The sequence below is a fragment of the Rhodococcus sp. IC4_135 genome (genome assembly GCF_011602025.1).
Classification (GTDB): domain Bacteria; phylum Actinomycetota; class Actinomycetes; order Mycobacteriales; family Mycobacteriaceae; genus Rhodococcus_F; species Rhodococcus_F baikonurensis.
This window is the reverse complement of record NZ_JAAOLG010000025.1, coordinates 48,024-68,631: the sequence shown is the minus strand read 5'-3', so window position 1 is coordinate 68,631 and position 20,608 is coordinate 48,024. Positions and strand designations below refer to the sequence as shown.

General features: G+C 60.8%; 16 protein-coding genes. 10 read left to right on the top strand and 6 right to left on the bottom strand.

Annotation, left to right across the window (positions count from 1 at the left end):
• A partial coding sequence (locus G8767_RS28530; RefSeq protein ID WP_166813167.1) for a hypothetical protein occupies positions 1-748 on the top strand: 748 nt, incomplete at its 5' end.
• A gap of 118 nt (positions 749-866) precedes the next feature.
• The gene (locus tag G8767_RS28525) at positions 867-1,601 is read left to right on the top strand and encodes a queuosine precursor transporter (RefSeq protein WP_166813165.1); all 735 of its coding nucleotides are present in this window, start codon (positions 867-869) and stop codon (positions 1,599-1,601) included.
• Here G8767_RS28525 and tgt read toward each other — a convergent pair.
• Both tgt and G8767_RS28515 read right to left on the bottom strand, forming a co-directional pair.
• Positions 1,592-2,815: a tRNA guanosine(34) transglycosylase Tgt gene (gene tgt, locus G8767_RS28520; protein ID WP_166813171.1), complete on the bottom strand. Its 1,224-nt coding sequence runs from the start codon at positions 2,813-2,815 to the stop codon at positions 1,592-1,594. The genes G8767_RS28525 and tgt overlap by 10 nt on opposite strands.
• Before the next feature lie 134 nt (positions 2,816-2,949).
• Complete coding sequence (locus G8767_RS28515) at positions 2,950-4,299, bottom strand: UDP-glucose/GDP-mannose dehydrogenase family protein (RefSeq protein WP_166813163.1); 1,350 nt, start codon at positions 4,297-4,299, stop codon at positions 2,950-2,952.
• A 239-nt stretch (positions 4,300-4,538) separates the two neighbouring features.
• Between G8767_RS28515 and G8767_RS28510 the strand changes: the two genes are divergently transcribed.
• Genes G8767_RS28510 through G8767_RS28500 form a run of 3 tightly spaced genes read left to right on the top strand, consistent with a single transcriptional unit; the run spans position 4,539 to position 7,098 of the window.
• Entirely contained in the window at positions 4,539-4,982 is a 444-nt protein-coding gene (locus G8767_RS28510) for an adenylyltransferase/cytidyltransferase family protein (RefSeq protein WP_024488219.1), read from the top strand.
• Positions 4,983-5,023: 41 nt separating this feature from the next.
• A complete protein-coding gene (locus G8767_RS28505) occupies positions 5,024-5,611 on the top strand; it encodes a hypothetical protein (RefSeq protein WP_166813161.1) in 588 nt (195 codons plus the stop codon).
• Between the two features lie 11 nt (positions 5,612-5,622).
• A complete protein-coding gene (locus G8767_RS28500) occupies positions 5,623-7,098 on the top strand; it encodes a glycerophosphodiester phosphodiesterase (RefSeq protein WP_166813159.1) in 1,476 nt (491 codons plus the stop codon).
• A 68-nt stretch (positions 7,099-7,166) separates the two neighbouring features.
• Here G8767_RS28500 and G8767_RS28495 read toward each other — a convergent pair whose 3' ends face one another.
• Both G8767_RS28495 and G8767_RS28490 read right to left on the bottom strand, forming a co-directional pair.
• Positions 7,167-10,451 carry a LamG-like jellyroll fold domain-containing protein gene (locus G8767_RS28495; protein WP_166813157.1) on the bottom strand — a complete coding sequence of 1,095 codons (3,285 nt, stop codon included), beginning with the start codon at positions 10,449-10,451 and terminating at the stop codon, positions 7,167-7,169.
• 93 nt (positions 10,452-10,544) lie between these two features.
• Entirely contained in the window at positions 10,545-11,561 is a 1,017-nt protein-coding gene (locus G8767_RS28490; protein ID WP_124566681.1) for a hypothetical protein, read from the bottom strand.
• A 21-nt stretch (positions 11,562-11,582) separates the two neighbouring features.
• Between G8767_RS28490 and G8767_RS28485 the strand changes: the two genes are divergently transcribed.
• Positions 11,583-12,506 carry a glycosyltransferase family A protein gene (locus G8767_RS28485; protein ID WP_206029863.1) on the top strand — a complete coding sequence of 308 codons (924 nt, stop codon included), beginning with the start codon at positions 11,583-11,585 and terminating at the stop codon, positions 12,504-12,506.
• A 6-nt stretch (positions 12,507-12,512) separates the two neighbouring features.
• Positions 12,513-14,693 carry an oligosaccharide flippase family protein gene (locus G8767_RS28480; RefSeq protein WP_166813155.1) on the top strand — a complete coding sequence of 727 codons (2,181 nt, stop codon included), beginning with the start codon at positions 12,513-12,515 and terminating at the stop codon, positions 14,691-14,693.
• Here the strand turns inward: G8767_RS28480 and G8767_RS36625 are convergent.
• On the bottom strand, positions 14,682-15,941 hold the full coding sequence (locus G8767_RS36625) for an O-antigen ligase family protein (RefSeq protein WP_166813153.1): 1,260 nt from the start codon (positions 15,939-15,941) through the stop codon (positions 14,682-14,684). The genes G8767_RS28480 and G8767_RS36625 overlap by 12 nt on opposite strands.
• Positions 15,942-16,013: 72 nt before the next feature.
• Here G8767_RS36625 and G8767_RS28470 point away from each other — a divergent pair, with 72 nt between their 5' ends.
• Complete coding sequence (locus G8767_RS28470; protein WP_095969567.1) at positions 16,014-17,072, top strand: glycosyltransferase; 1,059 nt, start codon at positions 16,014-16,016, stop codon at positions 17,070-17,072.
• On the opposite strand, the gene G8767_RS28465 is transcribed toward G8767_RS28470, so the two are convergent.
• Entirely contained in the window at positions 17,054-18,397 is a 1,344-nt protein-coding gene (locus G8767_RS28465; protein ID WP_166813151.1) for a hypothetical protein, read from the bottom strand. The genes G8767_RS28470 and G8767_RS28465 overlap by 19 nt on opposite strands.
• A 160-nt stretch (positions 18,398-18,557) precedes the next feature.
• On the opposite strand from G8767_RS28465, the gene G8767_RS28460 reads away from it, so the two are divergent.
• Together G8767_RS28460 and G8767_RS28455 are read left to right on the top strand one after the other, a co-directional pair.
• The gene (locus G8767_RS28460; protein ID WP_206029862.1) at positions 18,558-19,724 is read left to right on the top strand and encodes a glycosyltransferase family 4 protein; all 1,167 of its coding nucleotides are present in this window, start codon (positions 18,558-18,560) and stop codon (positions 19,722-19,724) included.
• Positions 19,721-20,479 carry a CDP-alcohol phosphatidyltransferase family protein gene (locus G8767_RS28455; protein WP_166813147.1) on the top strand — a complete coding sequence of 253 codons (759 nt, stop codon included), beginning with the start codon at positions 19,721-19,723 and terminating at the stop codon, positions 20,477-20,479. Before G8767_RS28460 ends, G8767_RS28455 begins: the two co-directional genes overlap by 4 nt.
• The last annotated feature ends 129 nt before the right edge of the window (positions 20,480-20,608 follow it).

Here is a 20,608-nt window from a genome sequence, read left to right as displayed (position 1 = left end):
TCCCCCTCCCAGTGGCAACTACCCACCCCCGGGCGGGTACCCGCCTCCTCCCGGAGGCGGCAACTTCCCGCCGCCGCCCGCCAATGACTACGGCTCAGGGTTCGGTGGACCGCAGCTCTCTGTGGGTGCGGCAATCACCTACGGCTGGAACAAGTTCAAAGACAATGCGCTCGTATGGGTCGGCGTCGTCATACTCGCGGGGATAATCCCATCGCTGATCCTATGGATCCTCGGAGCACCAATTGCACTTGACGACAACGATCAGCTCTCCTACAGCGTGGTGGGCACGATTGGTGTCATCATCGCCGTGCTGATCTCGTACGTTATCCAAGGAGCGTTGATACGTGGCGCATTGAGCGAAGTTGACGGGACCAAACCCGCCTTCGGCACCTTCCTCCAGATATCCAACATCGGCGCTGTCATTGGTGCGGGTCTACTAGTCGGCGTCGCCACTTCAATTGGCTTCTTGTTCTGCTACTTACCCGCTTTGGTGATCGGCTACCTCCTCTTCTACACACTCACCTTTGTGATCGACCAGAATCAAAATCCGATTGCGGCGATCAAGTCAAGCTTTTCGCTGACCACGAAGAACTTCTCTTCGCTCGCCCTACTCGCGATTGCCCTGATCGGAATCAACATCGTCGGCGCGATCCCTGCAGGACTGGGACTGTTGGTGACAGGCCCGATAACTCTGATCGCCAGTACCTACGCATATCGCGTACTGACCGGCGGTCCGGTAGCTGCCTGATCAGTTCGTTTACATACTTCGAAGGCCCTGCGGTTCCACGTGAAACCGCAGGGCCTTCGGTGTGTTCTGCGCAACTGGACGGTCGCCAACTCGCATCCGAGCGCCTTGTGGTGCTTGGATGACGGACGTGACAGCTCAGGATCAGCAAGACGAATCGACCCAAGAAACCAAATTTGCGCACGTCAGCCGGGGTTATTACCCGACAATCGTCGCGCTCTTCACCGCAACGCTGCTGATCTCGAATGTGGCGGCGACCAAGGGGGTCGCCTTCTTTGCGGATTCCGACTTCTCGCTCGGTCCCTTACAGATTCTGCCCATCATCACCGATGGTGGATTCTTCTTGTTCCCGCTCGCCTACGTCCTCGGTGACGTGCTCAGCGAGGTCTACGGCTTCAAGGCGACCCGACGCGCGATCTACCTGGGCTTCGGCGCACTGATTCTTGCCGCTGCGTGCTTCTGGATTGCAGTGCAACTCCCGTCAGCGGAGTTCTACGAGAACCAGGCTGCCCTCGAGACCGTGGTCGGCGTCATTCCTCGGCTACTGGTCGCAGGCTTGGCCGCCTACCTCGTCGGCCAGCTGTTGAACTCACTGGTCCTGGTGATGATGAAGAAGCGTATGCAGGAGAAACACCTGTGGGCGCGCCTGATCGGCTCGACCGTCGTCGGCGAATTCGCCGACACCCTCATCTTCTGTTCCATCGCGGCCGGTGTCATCGGCATCAGCACCTGGGAAGACTTCATCAACTACGTGCTGGTCGGCTTCCTGTGGAAGACGCTTGTCGAGGTGCTGGTCATGCCGATCACCTACCGCGTCATCGCTTACGTGAAGAAGCGCGAACCGACCTACGCCTGAGGTGCAGGCGTCTTCGCCGCGTAGAACTTTCCGAGCATGTCCGCCTTGAAGTCGTGGAAGTAGCCGCCTTCGATGCTGGCTCGGATGTCGTCGACCAGCTTCACGGTGAATCGCTCGTTGTGGATGGTGCAGAGTGTCGACGCGAGCATCTCTTTCGCCTTGAACAGATGGTGGATGTACGCGCGGGTGTAGTTGGCGCAGGTGTAGCAGTCGCACTCGTCGTCGATAGGTGTGAAGTCACGACGGAAACGGCTGGTGTTGATGTTGAACCGGCCGGAGCGGACGTAGATCGCTGCATTGCGAGCAACACGGGACGGATTGACGCAGTCGAAAGTGTCCGCACCGTTCTCGATTGCGACGAAAAAGTCGTCCGGTTCACTGATACCGAGCATGTGACGTGGCTTGTTCTCGGGTAGTTCCTCGTTGCACCAGCGCACGATCGTTCCGAGGTTCTGCTTCTCCAAGGCACCACCGATGCCGTAACCGTCGAAGCCGTATCCGTTCTCGCCTTCGATCGATTCGAGGCCACGGCAGGCCTGACGACGCAGATCCTCGTACTGCGCACCTTGGATGACACCGAAAAGCGCCTGGTAGGGCTTGTCGGCGCGTTCGGCGGTGAGCTTCTCGTGCTCGTTGATGCAGCGAATCGCCCACGCCTGCGTGCGCTCGACCGATCGCTCCTGATAGCCGCGGGTGTTGAGCAACGTGGTGAGCTCGTCGAACGCGAACATGATGTCGGCGCCGAGCTGATGCTGAATCTGCATCGACACCTCGGGGGTGAAGCGATGCTTGCTGCCGTCGAGGTGCGATTTGAACGTCACACCCTCGTCGTCGACCGTCGCGAGGCGCTCTTTGCCCTTCGCGATGACGTCGTCGGACTGCACGCCGACGGCCTCCATCGCGAGCACCTTCTTGAATCCGACGCCCAGCGACATGACCTGGAAGCCGCCACTGTCGGTGAAGGTGGGCCCGTCCCAGTTCATGAACTTGCCCAGCCCGCCGGCCTCGTCGACGATGTCGGGTCCCGGCTGCAGGTACAGGTGGTACGCATTGGCGAGCAACGACTGCGCACCGAGTTCCTTCATGGACTCGGGCAGCACAGCCTTGACCGTGGCCTTGGTTCCGACGGCCACGAACGACGGCGTCGCGATATCGCCGTGCGGTGTGTGGATGGTGCCGGTTCGTCCGAGTCGGTCCTCGAGCCTGGTCCCCATCGTGAAGATCGACTCGGGACGCTTCGAAGGAGACGTATCAGACTGAGGCTGTACTGCAGAATTCACGTGCCAATCCTGTCATAACTGCGAATGCTGCCGCGGCGGCATGCTCGCGACGAGCACCTTCGACAGTTCTACTGCGCCGCCAGAGCAGTGGCGTCCGAAGGTTGGCGTCGGCCCACTCCGGTCCATGTAAGGCCCGCTCGTGACAGGACGTCTCGGTCGAGCAGATTTCGGGTGTCGATCACTCGAGGAGTGCCCATCGCTGCGGCGATCCGCGGCCAATCGAGCGTGCGGAACTCCGGCCACTCGGTCAGCACCACGGCGGCGTCGGCTTGTGCGACTGCGGCATACGCGTCGGCGACCAGTTCGATACCCTCCAATTCCGGATACGATTTCGCTGTGGGGAGGGCGGGATCGAACCCGACCAACTCTGCGCCCGCCTGCCGCAATAGAGCCGCGATCATCAAGGCTGGAGAATCACGAATATCATTCGTGCCGGCTTTGAAGGTCAAACCGAGCAGTGCCACGCGCGCGCGAGTGAGTGAGCCGTTTCGATTGCCCGTCACAGCCAAACGAATCTTGTCCACCATCCGCTGACGTTGACGGGTATTGGTATCGATCGACGCCCGCATGAGACGGAACTCGAAATCAGCAGCATCTGCCACCTGGAGCAACGCTTGGGTGTCCTTCGGCAGACACGATCCACCCCACCCTGGGCCGGGATTGAGAAACTCACGACCGATCCTACGGTCGTAGCTCATACCTTCGGTCACATCCAGAATGTCTGCACCGAGTCGCTCGCACAGTTCAGCCACCGCGTTGACGTACGACAACTTCATCGCCAGAAATCCGTTGGCCGCGTACTTCACCAGTTCGGCACTGGCCGAATCGGTGAGCACAGTCGGCGCGCCGAGCCTGGAGTAAAGCGCCGCGACGCGTTCTGCCGCGTCCTGTGCCTCCCCACCCACAACGATTCGATCGGGGTTGAGAAAGTCGCGAACCGCGGTGCCTTCTCGCAGGAACTCTGGATTACTGGTGACCGCGACATCGGATCGACCCAGCAGCTCCGCAGTTCGCGCGGCAGTGCCGACTGGGACGGTGGATTTGTTCACGATCACACAACCGGCCGGAAGCGTATCGCGGATTTCGTCCAGTACCGCCTCCACAGCTCGCAGATCCGCAACACCGCCGACGCCCATCGGCGTTGGCACACAGAGGAATACAACCTCGACGCCTTCCGCATGCTGTTCGACTGCGACTGCTGCGCCGACGGTGAATGCCAGACGCCCGGCAGCAAGGCCTTCCGCCACCAGCTCCGACAGGCCGGGCTCGAGGATGTCCACCCTCCCATCCTGCAACCGCCGAATCTTCTCCTCGTCGACATCGGCGCAGATCACATGATGTCCGAGTGACGCCAAGCACGCACCCGTCGTCAGCCCCACATACCCCGTACCGACGACAGCTATCCGTCGCGCAAACACTCAGCCTCCACTGGAATCGGCCATCCCCCGGACCGCAATAATGTTGCGGTCAAATTGCCCACACGGGCTGCACTGACGCTATTCTCTAGCATACATCGAGAATCTTGACGTTCAACCTGATAGACAGACCACGCATACTCAATTCAGCAATCAACCAGTGATCACAACCACCGAAACCGGACATACATGAAAAAGCGGCTAGCTGGCACCCACAGCAAACTTCACGCAAGAAGGCAGCCATGACACGTCGAATCGGTTATGCACCCGGCGTCTACGACATGTTCCACATCGGGCACCTCAACATCCTCAGCCACGCAGCGAGCCAATGCGACTACCTGATTGCAGGAGTTGTATCCGATGAGATGGCACGCCTGGCCAAAGGTCGTGACCCGGTGATTCCGCTAGCCGAGCGGATCGCGATCGTGGCGAGCATCAACTGCGTCGACGAGGCTGTCGCCGAAACCAAGCCACACAAGATCGACACCTGGCGCGACGTGGGATTCGATGCGATCTTCAAGGGGGACGACTGGCGCGGAACACCGAAAGGCCTTGCGCTGGAGCAGGAATTTGCCGCAGTCGGCGTCGAGGTGGTCTATTTTCCCTACACGCTCGACACCTCCAGCACCCTGCTGCGCGCAGCTCTGGAAAAGTCCGTCAAATCGCGACAAACCGGGACTCGGTAGCGCATGAATCACAGAAAACAGCACGAAGCGGGCAGCAATCGATGAGAACAGCACATGTGATTCACAAGTCCGCCTCGGCGCCTCGAATGGTCGGAGTGTCAGCACTGCTGCTGATAGCTGCGCTGACGGGGTGTTCCAGCCCAGCTTCCGATACGTCGAACGGTGACAGCGTCACGCCGCCAGGCGTCACCGTGGGCACGCCACCGCCGCCGGGTATCACCGACGACCGCGCCGAGGACATCTCCACGCTGCCACCAGTGCCGGTCGACCACCCGAGCCCACTGGCCAACGGTCTCGAGGTCACCGCGGTGACTACCGAACCGCTCGAACTCACTGCCAACGGTCCAGGTGAGATCGCGGGCAGCGGCTTGAGCGTGACGCTCGACTTCGTGAACAAGTCCACCACGGACATTTCGCTGGACAGTCTGACCGTCAACGCCTACTACGGCGACCGACTGCCGGCGGCACCCGGCGCGAACGACACAGCCACGCCGGTCAGCGGACTGCTTCCTCCTGGCGACCACCAACAGGGTGTCTACGTGTTCCAGATACCGGAGGACGGGATCGACACCGCCGTATTCGAAGTGGGCCACAGCGATTCCCAGAACGTCATCGCCGTCGCTCGCTGATGGCGGCCGAGGTGGTCGCGCATACCGCGCTGTCCAGGCGCAGCGTGTTCCGCGCTGCGACACTTCTCGGATTGGGCCTTGCGGGCGGATCGGCGATGAGTGCCTGCAGTAATTCCAGCATCTCGGCCCAATCGCCGGCCCACCAATTCCTGTCCCGCGGAAGGTATTTCATCGCTCAACGGGGGGCAAGCGACGAGGCACCAGAGCACACGCTGGCCGCATATTCGCGAATCGCCGACCGCGGCGCCGAGGCAATCAGCGTCGCCGTCCACCGCACCAGAGACGGAATCCTCGTCTGCCATGAGGACCCGACGTTGAGCAGAACAAGCGGTCAGAACATCGCAATTGCGGACGTCACTCACGACGAACTGAGCAATCATCCCGTCGATCTCACCCGCTGGGTAGGTCCGGACTGGGGGATGCACCCGATTCCCACATTCTCAGAGGTGCTCGAAAGACTCGGCAAGCGGGCTGTTCTGTTTGTCGAATCCAAGGACCCGGAAGCCACCACCGACGTGATCGGCGCTGTCACCGCGAAACAGCTGGGCGGCACCACCGTCTTCACACAACCGTTCACTGCCAGAGAAGGCGAGTCCGCTTCGCGCAAAGCAGGGCTGACCATATGCACCTATTTCAGCTCACATGCAACCGGTGCCGAAATCGACGAGGCCGCAGACGGATCAGACGCAATCGGAATCTTCGCAGGCGTCCGCAGGGAGAACGCGCGGCAACAAACTTCGATCCAGGGCGCCGTGGCGACAGGCAAACCGGTAATCGCATGGTCGGTAAACCGCCGCTCCCAACTCCCCTACCTTGCTGAGGCTGGGGTCCGAGGTTTCATGTCCTCTTCGTGGAGTTATGTGGCCAGGCCCTCCGAACCTAGTCCGCACGACACCTTTTCCACCGGGCGGATCGCACCAGGCGACCTGGCGGGTAACTATTCATCGCCTGCGGCACCTGAATGGGGACCGAACGGTTCGATTCTGTTGGCAAGCGGCGCATCACCCCAATCCATATCCATGGGATCGATGTGCCCGGTGCGCGCTGCCCCGTACGTCATCACCGTCGAAGCGCAGTTCGGCGCGGCGCCTCCGCTCGCCTCCGATCATCTGGCAGTCGTCATCGGACGCGACGACGATTCCGCCTATCGACTCGGCGCGGTCTCGCCCGGAACCACCCAAGGTCAGCTCGTCGTCCTGCGGTCCACCGGTGACCTGGAATTGCGCAGCATTCCGGAGGGCAACGCACTCTCCATTTTGCAGTCGTCCGTGGCCGGGAACAAACCAGTCGTCGGTCAATGGCTGACGCTACGGATCATCGTGGAACCAGATTCCGTTACTGCAGAGTGTGATTCAGGACAGGAGCCGGAGCCGACAACGGTCAGCGCGCCTCGCACAGCTTTCGGGGGTTACTTCACATTGGCGCGCAACTATCCCGGTGACAACGCCCAGGCGTCATTTCGCAACATCAGCGTCGCATATCGCTGACAAACTCCCCGAAGTACAACACCGCGCGCCTCCTGGCTGTACAGGGGCGCGCGGTGTTGTATGCACGTCTACTCCGGTCGAGCGACCTCGAAGTTGTCGAACCGGGCCACTACCGGCTCGGTGGACGATCCCGAAATGTACACCGCCAACCCCGTCGAACCCAGAGCTTGCAGTTCCGGAGTGGAATCGGTGACGGATCTGGTCCACTGCACCGGCTCGGGCATTTCCTCGTCCCACACCTTTACCTGCAGGGTAGACGGTGACGCACCGAGCGCCTGGGCACGGACCCGCAGATGCTTACCTGCCGTGTACGTCAGGCCAGGCAATGGCACGACCGAACCGAGTACCGTTTCGGTACCCGCCACCACTTTGGTCAACGACACCTGTACCGAACCGTCAGCGAGAATCCTTACCCGCGAACGGTAATCGCCGGAAGCCCCACCTCGCAGCACGGTCGACAGATACGCGCCGCCACCGGTCGGCATCGCTTCGAGCCACATTGAATGCGACACGTCTACATCACCGGACGCTACCGCGGGCAACAACATCGTCGCCGAACGGCCAGCGGGTACTGTCACTTTGGCCGAACCCGACTCGACTGAAGCTTTGGCTCCACCACCGGTCACCGACCAGACGCCACCGACCTCTGCTTCGCCGAGACCCGAGACCGTTTCCCTGTCGAAATCGTCTTTGGCTACCTCGCCGTCAGCCGGAACAACCGCGTCCTTGACGGTAACCGGATGTGTTGCAGTGCTTTTCGCACCGGCATTGTCCACGACTGTCAAGGTCACGCCGTACGTACCGGCGACAGCATAACTATGGTCGATCTTCGCGTCGGCACCTGTAATAGTGGCACCTGTCGCGTCGTCACCGAAGTTCCACTCGTACGAAACGATTGTCCCGTCCGGATCTGCCGAAGTGCCGCCGTCGAAAGCGACTGCCAGATCCGTCACGGTTTCCGTGAACGCCGCCACCGGCGGCTGATTCGCTACCACGCCCTGGCCACGTTGCCAATGCGCCTGCACCGCATCCGAACTCAATGCCGAGTTGTAGACCGCGACCTCGTCGAGCGCGCCTGAAAAGTTGGAACTGAGAGGTGCCGAGGGCCAACCTCCCAGACTGTCGCCGCCGACCCGCCAATATCCCGCGGTGCGGTACTCGGCTTGAACGGTGTCGGCACGTTCTGCCACCTGCTCACCGTCGACATACAGGCGCATCCCGGTCGATCCCAGTACACCGACGACGTGATGCCACTTGCCGTCGTTGTACGACCGTGGACTAGCCACCGTCCGGAATCCGTTCGCGTTCGCACCAAGTAACAGCTGACCCGAATTGCTCATGTACACATGACGATCGCTGGAGGCGCTGTTGTTGGTATTCACGCTGCCGAAACCGACGATCTTCCCTCCCCAACGGGTGGTCGTCTTGAACCATGCCTCGGCGCTGAACGACTGCGGCCCGAACTGAGTCGCCCCACCGGTCTTCGATCCGGCCGAGAATGTCGTCGAGGTGTTCTGGTCACCGACTATCGCACCACCGACATTTCGCTGGGCTGATTTGAGAGTCAGATCCGAATCGCCGGCCCAATCGGATGCAAGCGTCCCCGATGACTCCCCCAGTCGCCAGTAATGGACGGCGCCGTCGCGGGCAACCAACTCCTGGTACGCACTTGGCGGCGACGCGATTCCGGCCGGCACTGTGGCTGTCGCCGTTGGCCCGACCATGGTGTTGCCGAATGCATCCGTGACCCGAACCCGGTACGTCTGGGTCGATCCCGGCGGCGCCGAGGTATCCGTGGCACCCATCCGGCCCCGGTTCCACCACTGTGCATCGTTGGCGGTCGTAGCCGCCACCGTCGCAGTCGAAAGTTGGGCACCTCGAAGCAATTCGTAGGTCAAGTGACTGTTGTCGCGGTCCCAAGCCGCCGTCCACGTCGCGCGGACCGCACCAGGGCCGACTCCGGTCATCGCAGGCAACAACTCGTTGTAACCGTTCGGAGACTCCTTGTTCGGCGCCTGATCCGTGATCGCGAACCGAACAAGTCCCTCCTGCGGCACACCGTTGACCTTCGGAAACTCGCCACCGAGGACGATGTAGCGATCATTTCCGGCGATCGACCAACCCGCCTGCTTCTGGCCCGTGAACGTTCCGGGAGCCAATGTCGGCAACCAGTGCAACAACTCTGGCGCAGGTTTGCCGAGGAAGTTGCCACTCGAGTTGATCGGGCCGGACGCATTCGTACGAAATGCCAACGACCACTGATAACTCCACGGTTCCGTTTGTGGAAGGCCTCCGATTTGACTGCAGTCGTGCGGATGTCCGGCTACGTACATCACGTCGCCGATCGTGACGTTGGAGTACGTGTCACCTCGGCAGCCGCTGACCCACCGCAGATTTCCGGTCGCAACGTCGGAGGCGAAAACGCTCTCCAGGTTTCCCGACCCGTACGAGTAACCGGTGCCGTATACGGTGCCGGCGTCGCTGCTCAGACTGTAGATCGCGGAGTCGACACCAGAGTTGCGCACAATTGTGTTGGTGGGAAACGAGATAGTCGCAGCAGTTGTGCCGTCTAGAGAGCCGACGCCGACGTTGTTCACACCGTTGAGCGTCGTGAAGCGACCGCCGACCACGACCTTGCTGCTACCAGGTGGCGCCGTGATGGCCATCACCTCGGCATTGGCCTTCGGCGCCCACGGCAGAGCTTCACCGGTCACGACGTTGAATGCCGCCAATCGCTGACGCGCCTGTCCGCCGACACTGTTGAATATCCCGCCGACGTACAGCGTCTCGCCCCGAACTTCGAGAGCGCGCACACCGGCGTCGAGCGGCACCTTGAAAGTATTGAGTACTGTGCCACTTTCCGCGTCGACGGCAGCCAACCGGTACCGGTTGACAGCACTGACGTTGGTGAAATCGCCGCCGATGAAGACGGTTTTGCCGTCTTCGGACGCTTCGAGGGCGCGCCCCTGCCCGTTGAGTGCCGGAGCCCATGGCTTGAGTTCGCCGGTATCGAGGTCGTATGCCAGCGCGTTCGACCTCGGAACGAGATTGGTGCCCGGCGGGGCACCAGCCGGCCTGGCGTTGGCGAATTTGCCCGTCACGTACACCGTATTGCCTACCACGATCTGCGCCCAGACCACGCCGTCCACCTGAACGGTGGGTAATGCATCCGCGGACACCGTCCGCGGAATTGTGGGGACAGTCGGCGCGGTATCGGCAGTTGCTGTACCGATGCCCAGCGATCCCACCACCGCTAGAACTGTCCCCACCGAAACGAACGCGTTGACCAAACCGCGCCACTTCTTCCGGTGATCCTGATATCCGTCGGCGCGCATACCGGCGATGTCGACCATTCGTACTCCTGGTTGCAATAAGGAACGCACCCGGAATCTTCCCCCCGTTATGCGCTGAATTCACCGACGAAACCGCCGTCAGCAACCCCTAGGCTACTTCGTTTTTCGGGGATTGCGAACCCGTACGAGAGCGCCGGTAGAAAGCCACACATTCCGCGGCCAGTCACCAACGGACGTTTTGGGCGCGAGGATCGCACAATCTCGGATTCCCGACGTGCCGAACCTGTTGTTCTTGATCGTCAGACCGATCGCGCCCTTCCCCTTTTCATCGACATTGATCGTGCATTGACCACCGGACAGGATGTTGTCGTTGATCTGGATGTTCACACCCCGCGCATAGTTTTGCGTGATCATCGCCGCGGCGTTGTACGCACCCTCCAAACGACTGTTGTGCACGGAGATATTGCTGCCACCCTCGATTTGCACATTGTCATCGTGGGTTTGGTTGTCCCACTGCTTAGGCCAGGGCGAATAGTGCAAATTGTCGTGTAACCAGCTGTAACCGAAATCGACGTTGTCCCCGAAAATCACCACCGAGTCGACGACGCCCGAAATGTCGAGCCGCCTGGCGTAAAAGTTTCGACCCTTGATTCCGTCGACGTACGGTGACAGCGTCGACGGCCGCAGTGTCGTGTCCTCGATCCTGAAATTTCGATGGTCTCCGTAAGCCGCGACCAGTGATTCATTGATTTGCCCCGGATTACGTCCGCGAATGATGGACCGGCGGATCGTCACGTTACTGGCCTCGATCCGGACAAAACCACGGATATCCAGATTTTCGATCACCGTGCCCGGCGTCCGAATCGTCAGGTCCCCGTTGTGCACTCGTAGCGGTGTTCCTGCAGGTAATCCGAATGTCGTCGGCACCGCAGCCTCGACTTCCGCCGGCATACCTACGTTCAAACCACCGGCCGCAAGCAGCGCGGCAAAAGCAAGACCGATTGCACGAAGGGACCGTTTAGGGCGAGTACTCCACAACATTGAAGAACTTCCATTCTCCCCCAGCATTGCGCCATTGACGCGTTTCAGCAAACATGTAGCGCTATCATATTCCTGGTGATCAGCAGTGAACGTAACAATTCGACCATTGATTCTGTTTCCGGAAATCACGCGTCCAACCTATCGGCTGTTGTGGCCGTTTTGACATACCGACGCCCCGATGACCTGATGGAGTTGCTTCCCGAATTGCTGCACCATTGCCGTCAGGCATCCGTCGGGTACGGTATTCGACCACCAACCGTGCTTGTCGTCGACAACGATCCTGCTGGTGGTGCGTGTGAGACCGCAAACCGGTTCGGCACAGGCGTCACCTACGTACACGAACCGACTCCCGGTATCGCTGCCGCCCGCAACCGCGCTCTCGCCGAATCAGTCGACGTCGATCTCCTCGTGTTCATCGACGACGACGAACGTCCCACATCCGACTGGCTGACAGCACTGCTCGAAACCCGCATACGCACCGGTGCCGGCGGAGTTGTCGGCCCGGTCGTGTCGGCATTTGCGGCACCACTCGACCCCTGGATCGCCGACGGTGGTTTCTTCGATCGCCGACGCCTACCCACAGGCACCGAAGTGCGTGTGGCCGCAACCAACAACCTGCTCCTCGATCTGCGTCTGGTCCGCTCGATTTCGTTGCAGTTCGACGAAAGTTTCAGCGCAAGCGGCGGATCCGACAGCTTGTTCACGCGCCGGTACACCGGAGCCGGTTTCACGCTGGTGTGGTGTGACGAGGCAGTGGTGACCGATGTCGTTCCAGCAGAACGGGCCACTCGCGACTGGGTAATACGTCGACGCTATCGAATCGGAAACTCATGGGCTCGTACGGAATTGGCACTCATTTCGGGCAATGTGCAGACCGTTCGGTTACGCGGAGGCCTGCTACTGGCCGGGGTGACCCGAGTGGCGGGCGGAACAGCTCGCGCGACGCTCGGCGTGTTGGGTCGCAGCCCGCGTAATCGCGCACACGGTATCCGAATCGCCGCTCGGGGCGCGGGAATCGTCGCGGGCGCCTTCGGCCGGACCTACCTCGAGTACCGCCGTCCGATCGGCGCCTGAGTATCAATGAACCTCGCGGACAAGGCCGCAAGGGGCGGCGGCGTCACGCTTGCGTTCCAAGCGGTGAAATTCATCGTTCAGACCGCGTCGTTGATCCTGTTGGCCCGACTGCTGACGCCGGAAGACTTCGGCATTGTCACGATGGTCGTCGCCATTACGGGCGCTGCAGATCTGATCCGCGACTTCGGACTCTCACTCGCCGCCGTGCAGGCCAAGCAGTTGAGCGACGCTGAACGGACAAACCTGTTCTGGGCTAACACCGGCATCGGTTTCGTCTGTTGCGTGGTCGTCTCGACCGCGGCGCCACTAATCGTATGGATCTACGACAAGCCCGAACTCCTACCTATCGTCTTTGCCGTCGCCGGCGTATTCATCGTCACCGGTGCGGCCACCCAGTTCCGCGCTGATCTCATGCGCAGTCTGCGCTTCACAGCACTGTCCACCACCGATGTTCTGGCAAATGCCATCGGAGTCGGCACAGCAGTGGTGCTTGCGCTTTCGGGCGCCGGATACTGGGCGATTGTCGCGCAGTTGATCATGGTTGCTGTTGCCACGCTGTTTCTCAGTGCCGTGATCTGTCGGTGGCGCCCGGGGCTTCCACGCCGAGGCGTATCGATCAAACGGTTCTTCCGTTTCGGTGGCGGGCTACTCGGAACCCAACTGCTCGGGTATGCCACCAAGAACATCGACAGCATTGCTATCGGCGCGATGTACGGGCCAACCACGCTCGGGTTGTACAACCGCGCATACCAACTGCTGATGACTCCGCTCAACCAGATCAACGCCCCACTCACCAACGTCGCACTCCCCATCCTGTCCAAAGTTCAGGACAACCCGGTGATCTACGGGCGGTACCTGGCCAGAGCACAATTGATCGGCGGGTACTTCACCGCTTCGGTTCTCGCGGTCAGCGCCGGCGTCGCAGAGCCGCTGATCACCGTCGCCTTCGGTGAACAGTGGCCTGCCGTTGCCCCGATTTTCGCGCTCCTTGCAATCGGTGGCGTATTCCGCTCGGTCGCCCAAATCTGTTACTGGGTCTATCTGTCTCATGGACTGACCGGCGCGCAGTTGCGCCTGTATCTGTTTCTCCGACCTGCGGTCATCGTGATCACGCTTGCCGGTCTCCCGTGGGGCGCCGTCGGAGTCGCGGCAGCATCGTCGATCGGCTTTCTCGTGGACTGGCTGGTCACTCTGTGGCACGTGCACCGTGTGGCCGGTGTCGACAGCATGATGTTGCTGCGGAACTCCTTGCGCGCGATCCTCCTGTTCGGCGCACCGGCCGGACTGCTCGCATTTGTCGGATCTCACCTGTTTGTCGCACCATCCGCGTCCTTGGCAGCCGGCATATTCTCCGCCCTGGTCGGAGCTACCCTCTCCGCAACGCTCTTTCCCACTGTCCGAAGCGATTTGACCACTATGCTCGACTTCGCGAGAAGAGCCGTTGGCCGTCCTCCTCGTCCTCCGAAGGAACCTGTCGACCGAAATTCACCGCTCGGCTCTGGCGGACGAGACGACCGCAGGCTCGCGTCCACAGATTCGGCGAGCACTATGACGCTGTGGAACTACCTGACTATCGTCAAGAACCGATGGCGCATTTTCATGACGGTATTGGTGATGACACTGGCTGTCGCCTTCTCCACGATAGCCTTGACGCCACACACCTATATCGCCAGATCTGAGGCAGCCCTGCAACTCGGCGTCGTCGGCACTCCGCGCCAGATAAGTGATCGCTATCCCCAAGCGCTGTCGCTCACCCGTTCCTTTGCCGCACTCGCCACGTCCACCGCCGTCCTCGAACCGGTGATCGGGCGCCTAGGGCTCGACACCTCCGCCGAATCCCTGGCCCGCGACATCGAAGTCACCATCCCGACCGATACCGTCACCATGCAATTCACAGTCCGGGCAAACACGGCCGACGGCTCGGCACAGATCGCCGACGCCGTCGCCGAGCAGCTGGCCGATCTCACCGGTCGGATGATTCAAATAGAACAGCCAGACATGCTGGGGCTCACCGTCACGCGGGCACCCGTACCTGAATTCGCGTCTACGCCGCGCCGCGGCTTGATCCTGCTGACCGGCGCCGCGACCGGGCTGATGCTCGCGGTGATCGCCGCCGTTTCGTGGGATTGGCAATTGAGTCGCCGACGCACCGGCTCTGACCAGTGGCGTGCACAACTAGGCGGTTGACTCCACCCGCGGCTTCGTGTGCCCACGCCGCGAACCATGCTCGGGGAGAGTGGCAAACACGGCGAACATCAACGGAAGTACGGTCACAGCAAGAAGAAATGCTCGGTCGACGAACCCGAACGAAACTTCCAATGTGGATGAAGCGAATAGAGCCACCAACAGCGTTGCCGGTTGGAAAATGCCACGCGCACTCCATTGCGATGCCGCCCATGCGATCGTCACGAACATCGCCGCCACGAGGAACAGGAAGATCAATCCGCCCGTTGCGAGTGTGTGTACGAACTGGTTGTGCCCGTGGAACGCAAAGCCGCCGAGGCTCCCGACGTGTTGCGGCAGAACTGAATACCAATTCGATCCGGAACCGAACCAGGGCGTGTTCCCCCAGGCATCGAGACTGTGACGCCAGATTGCACCGCGGTTGGTCAACGCATCGTCTGCCGGAGTGGACAGCGGCCACCAAATCATCACCGCCCCGGTCGCTCCCACCAGCCCCCAGGACATTGGTCTGCGCAGCACAGACGGTGTGACCGTCATCAGCACCCACATGCCGCATGCGAGGACAGCCGCGGCCAACGACGATCGCGAGGACGTCCACACGATCGCAAACAGGACGACGGCGATGCCCGCCGCACGCACCACGCGACGTGGAATCAGCATCACTGACGGCAGACCGAGAACCAGGTACTGCCCGAGATTGTTACCGTCGGTGAAAATTCCGATCAAAATACCAAGCGGCAAAATCTCTTTCGTTGGTGCCACTGCGGTACCTGCACTCGAAATGAAAATTCCACTTTCCGGCAGGAAGACCCCCAACGCAATGCACATCACTGCCGTCAGGACTACGAGGTACCCGAGCACGGCGAGCTTCCTCAATTGTGGCCGCAGGATCCAGATCGCGACCACCAGTACCGGATAGAGCATTCCTCCGCGCGTCGGGACATGATCGATGTACAGATCTCTGACCACCACGTACACCCATGGGGCAAGCATGAGAACCAACGGCATGCGCCGATCGGTAGGCAACGCCGCTGTGCCACGGAGAATGACGAACGCACACAGGGCAAATACGAGCAGCAGTAGCAGCACTTCCAGCTTGACTGCCAACGGGTTCATCGGCAACGCGTCACCCACCGTCGCCCGCCGTTTCACTCCTGTCAGCGACTGCACCAGCCGTGGCGTCGTGTACATCGCCCACACGAGAACGATCAGCGTGACCGTGACGTCCGGCCGAAAATGCCTGGAGGTCACGAGCACTCCCGGATTTGTTCGCAGCGAGCCACCAGTGCGCCCAGGGATTCACTAGGTTTAGGATACGGTCGCATGACACCTCGAATCGGCAACGACGGCCAGTCCGGCGAAGACGCGTTGAGAGTCTTGCTGTCCACTCGCGGGCCATTCAAGACGACCAACCCCTACGTCGTACAACTGGCCGACTCGATTCGAACCTGCGGCGCAAGTGTCCGGTACTTCAGTTGGCAAACAGCTCTTTTCGGCAGTTACGACATCTTGCACATCCATTGGCCCGAAGTAATGATCCGCCGTGACGGCGCCCTCGCGCGGGCGGCCGCCCAAGTCCGATTCATCCTGTTGATGCTGCGCCTGCGGCTCACCGGTACACCTATCGTCCGTACGGCACACAATGTTCGAGCACACGAAACCGGTAGCCGCACGGAGACCGCACTCTTGCGGTGGTGCGATCGACAGACTCGAACTTGGATCGTGCTCAACGAATTGTCCCCTGTACCAACAGGAACCGAACGGGTACTCATTCCTCACGGCGACTACGCCGACTGGTTTGCGGGATACCCGAAATCTGAACCCATTGCCGGCCGGGTCATTTCGTTCGGATTGATCCGACCGTACAAAGGAACCGAGGCGCTGCTCGAGTCCTTCGCCCACGTCACCACTACCGGCGCAAGCCTGCGTATCGTCGGCAAGCCGAGCACCGACGAACTCCGCGCCGTCGTAGAATCTGCGGCGCACAAAAGCAGCCGAATCACTGCTGCCCTCGACTATGTAGAGGAAAGCACCTTGTCGCTGGAAATCACAGCAGCGCAATTGGTTGTCCTCCCGTATCAAAACATGCACAACTCGGGCGCATTGCTGCTCGCGCTTTCACTCGAACGCCCCGTGCTCGTTCCGGATACCGAAATAACCCGGGCACTGGCCGACGAGGTCGGGACCGGCTGGATCCACCTCTATCAGGGCCCCCTCACCACGGCGACACTTGATACCGCGCTCGCCGCCCCGTCGCCTGCCGAATCCCCTGACCTGTCCGCCAGGAAATGGCCGCAACTCGGCCGCGCGCATATCCGCGCCTACCGAGACGCCGGCCGAAGAACTCCTCCGCCGTACGGCGATCAACGTCTACCGTCCTGAAGTCGTTTCCTACTGCGCATCAGAACTCGTGCGAGTCCCGAGCGCCGTTGTACAAGAACAACACCGGCGAGAATTCCTCCCGCCGATGACAGCCTGTCGACCGCCGCAGCGAGGTCACGACGCGTGGTCTGCCCACGCCGCGCCACCAAAACCGTGACCTCGGCAGCGGCGGCCAATGTCGCACCGTCCGCTACGGGTGTTGCTGCACCACCAACCGCAAGGAGCATCTTGTAGCGCGTCGACTCGACCTTGAGAAAGGGTTTCAGTCGCGTACTCACCAACAACTCCGCGGCATTTCCCTCAGCTCTGCCTGCGGCGACAAAATCCAACCCGGACCTCACCTGGAGCGTCTGACCGAAGTCTGCTGACCCCACCAGGATCTCCGCGAGGCCAGGAGCCGATTCGGCGCCGAGCATGCCCGCTACGGAGGCCGATCGTAAATCACCGTCGACCAACAGAATTCGATCCCGTGCCCGAGCCATGACCAACGCGAGGTCGACGGCGACTGCCCGCGCGTCGTCGCTCGCAGTCACCGGAACTACGGCGACTGACTTCACGCCCCCTCGTTTCCCACACGCCGCTGCGATGTTGGTGTGCAGCACCAAGGTCCCGGCAGCACTCTCCGATCCACGAGGTTCGACGGGTGCCACCGACCGTTTACCGTCGAATGTGATGGCTGCAAGTACCGGAGTCGACGACACGTTTTCGACGTCGGACACCGACCGAACAGGTCTGGTCACCGATTCCCAGATTCCCACGATCGCCACTGCCACAAGCAAACCGCCCAGCGCGCCGAGCAATTCGAATGTCGCCCGATTTACGGTCGACTGCTTCTCTGAGGCAACCGCGGGAGATACCGACGACATTCTCATTGCGGGGTTGTCCTCTTCACCGCGGGGCGAGAGTGTGCGGACCGCTTCGTCAAGGCGTCGGATCACCGCATTGGCCGTCATCGCCGCGCGCAGACTGGACGTGTCTGTGACTGTCACGTTCATCACCGTGGTATTCGACGGCACGTCTACCTGGATCCGACCGGCGAGATTCCGGGCCGTTGTCTGGAGGTCAAGTTCCTCGATCACCGGATCGAGAACGATCGGTGACTTCACGATCTGAGCAAACGAAGGCATGACGCTCTGCGCGAACGAGCTTCCCGCCGTGTAGTCGCTCGCCGTCTTGGCACGGTCGACAGCGAAATAGACGACCGCAGTCGAGCGGTGATCAACCGTGATTGTTCCCGAGTAGACCGCACCACCGACCGCCCCGAGCAATACACCCGCAATCAGCAGCAGCCATCTCGCACGAGCGAGATTCCATACACTTTCCACTCATTCTTCTCTTTCTTCCGAGTTTCGGAGACCAAGTGGACATTGCCCCACGATGAAGACTAGCCTTTCCGCAACTATATGGTTACATCCGCCTGCGCCCCGCTTTCGCGGCAGACGGCACCGACGGTTGACTCTGAGTTGGACATTCCGGGGGGAATACTTGGCTTACATCGGGGCGCCAGCCCACCGCGCGCTCGTAGCTCATCCGGGTGCCGAGCTGTACGGCTCGGACCGAATAGTGCTGGAATCGGTAACTGCCCTGACAACTACGGGCTGGGACGTGACCGTGATGCTGGGGTCCCATGGACCGTTGGCAGCACTTGTGGAAGAAGCCGGCGCCGACGCCGTGATCATGCCGATACCGGTTCTGCGCAAGTCGAAGATGTCGCCGACCGGCCTGCTCTCGCTTGCTGTGGAGGCAGCCCGCTCGACGCCGTCCATCGTGCGGACGCTGCGACGCTTCTCGCCCGACGTCGTGTACGTCAGCACCGTGACCATCCCCTGGCTGGCCGTGGTCGCGAAGCTCCTCGGCTACGCAGTGATCTTCCATGTGCACGAAGCTGAAGACACTGCATCCAAGCCGATCCGAATGGGTCTGAGCGCCCAACTGTTGTTGTCGCAGCGGGTCATCGCGAACAGCAATGCGTGCCGTGAACTGATCCTGCGTGACATCCCGACACTGGGGCGCCGGATTCGCGTGATCTACAACGGCGTCGCCGGCCCGAGTACCGAGCCGACTGCCCCCAGGCTGAGCCTGACCGGGCAGACTCGACTCGTTTTGGTCGGGCGCATCGCCCCACGCAAGGGCACAGACGTTGCGGTCGAAGCACTCGCAATCCTCGTTCGACGCGGGGTGGATGTGACACTCGATCTGGTCGGCGGCGTCTTTGCCGGCTACGAGTGGTTCGAAGACGATCTCAGTCGTATCGCTGCTGCCTCGGATGTCAGCGACCGCATCCGATACCTCGGCGTGGTCGAACAGGTATGGGAAACAATGGATTCCGCAGATATTGCCCTGGTGCCGTCGAGAGCCGAACCGTTCGGCAATGTTGCGGTCGAAGCTCAGCTCTTTGCCAGACCTGTAGTGGCCTCTGCAGTTCAGGGCCTCACCGAGATCATCGAAGACGGCAGAAATGGTCGCCTTGTCGAGCCAGGAAACGCTGTTGCGTTGGCGGACGCAATCCAATCGACGATCGAGAGTTGGGGCACCACGCGCGAACAGGCAATCGGTGCGCGCACCGAGGCCTTGACCAGATTCTCGCCGGAACGGTACCGCGCCGACATCGCCGAGGCCTTTACTGCGACAATCAGGAGCATTCGAAAATGACCGTCCACCAAAATAGTTCACTACCGGAGGAGTCGTTCACCGATACCGTGCGACGACTGGCAGGAGCGCAGAAGCCACCAGCCAAGGGGTCGCCCGCATATTCCCGGTTCGTCAACAGAAAGATCGGACGCGTCATCGCAGCAGCCGCGTACCAAGTCGGCCTGACACCTAACAAAGTAACATTCATCAGCGCCGGTTTCAGTGCCGCCGCTATCGCGGCTATCGCACTGGCACAGCCACATTGGTGGGTCGGCATCCTCATCGCCATTGGACTGCTGGCCGGTTACGCATTCGATTCGGCAGACGGTCAACTCGCACGCCTGCGCGGGGGTGGCACGCCTGCTGGTGAGTGGCTCGATCATGTGGTCGACAGCATCAAGACCACCGCACTGCATCTCGCGGTGTTGATCGGTTGGTATCGCCACTACGACGTCACAGATGTCAGATTGTTGTTGATTCCCATCGGTTTCACACTGGTGGCATCCGTCTTTTTCTTTGTCCAGATCCTGACCGACCAGTTGCGACGCGCACACCCGGATCGCGCACCTGCACCGGCAGATACCAGCGCCAGTGCCACCCTCCGATCAATTCTCGTCATCCCCACCGACTACGGCGTCCTGTGCGGGATCTTCGTTCTCTTCGCCTGGCAGTCGATCTTCGCCATTTCGTACGCCTTACTCCTGATCGGCACGGCCCTGTTTCTGTGCGCCGCGTTGCCCAAGTGGTACCGGGAGATTCAGCATTTTCGAGATTAAACAGACGATTCGCCTATGAATAACCATTTGTCTCAATTCTTATGAATAGTACGTTTTAACTGCACTAAATTATTTGCTGAAGGTTGTCTATTACTTGGATAAGGTTTCGATTTTTGATAGCCTTTTCCA

What these genes read in the sequence shown, in the direction of transcription:
- G8767_RS28525 (WP_166813165.1), top strand. Translation starts at nt 867, where the DNA reads ATGACGGACGTGACAGCTCAGGATCAGCAAGACGAATCGACCCAAGAA.
- tgt (WP_166813171.1), bottom strand. Translation starts at nt 2,815, where the DNA reads ATGGGGACCAGGCTCGAGGACCGACTCGGACGAACCGGCACCATCCAC.
- G8767_RS28495 (WP_166813157.1), bottom strand. Translation starts at nt 10,451, where the DNA reads ATGGTCGACATCGCCGGTATGCGCGCCGACGGATATCAGGATCACCGG.
- G8767_RS28480 (WP_166813155.1), top strand. Translation starts at nt 12,513, where the DNA reads ATGAACCTCGCGGACAAGGCCGCAAGGGGCGGCGGCGTCACGCTTGCG.
- G8767_RS28455 (WP_166813147.1), top strand. Translation starts at nt 19,721, where the DNA reads ATGACCGTCCACCAAAATAGTTCACTACCGGAGGAGTCGTTCACCGAT.
- G8767_RS28470 (WP_095969567.1), top strand. Translation starts at nt 16,014, where the DNA reads ATGACACCTCGAATCGGCAACGACGGCCAGTCCGGCGAAGACGCGTTG.
- G8767_RS28505 (WP_166813161.1), top strand. Translation starts at nt 5,024, where the DNA reads ATGAGAACAGCACATGTGATTCACAAGTCCGCCTCGGCGCCTCGAATG.
- G8767_RS28510 (WP_024488219.1), top strand. Translation starts at nt 4,539, where the DNA reads ATGACACGTCGAATCGGTTATGCACCCGGCGTCTACGACATGTTCCAC.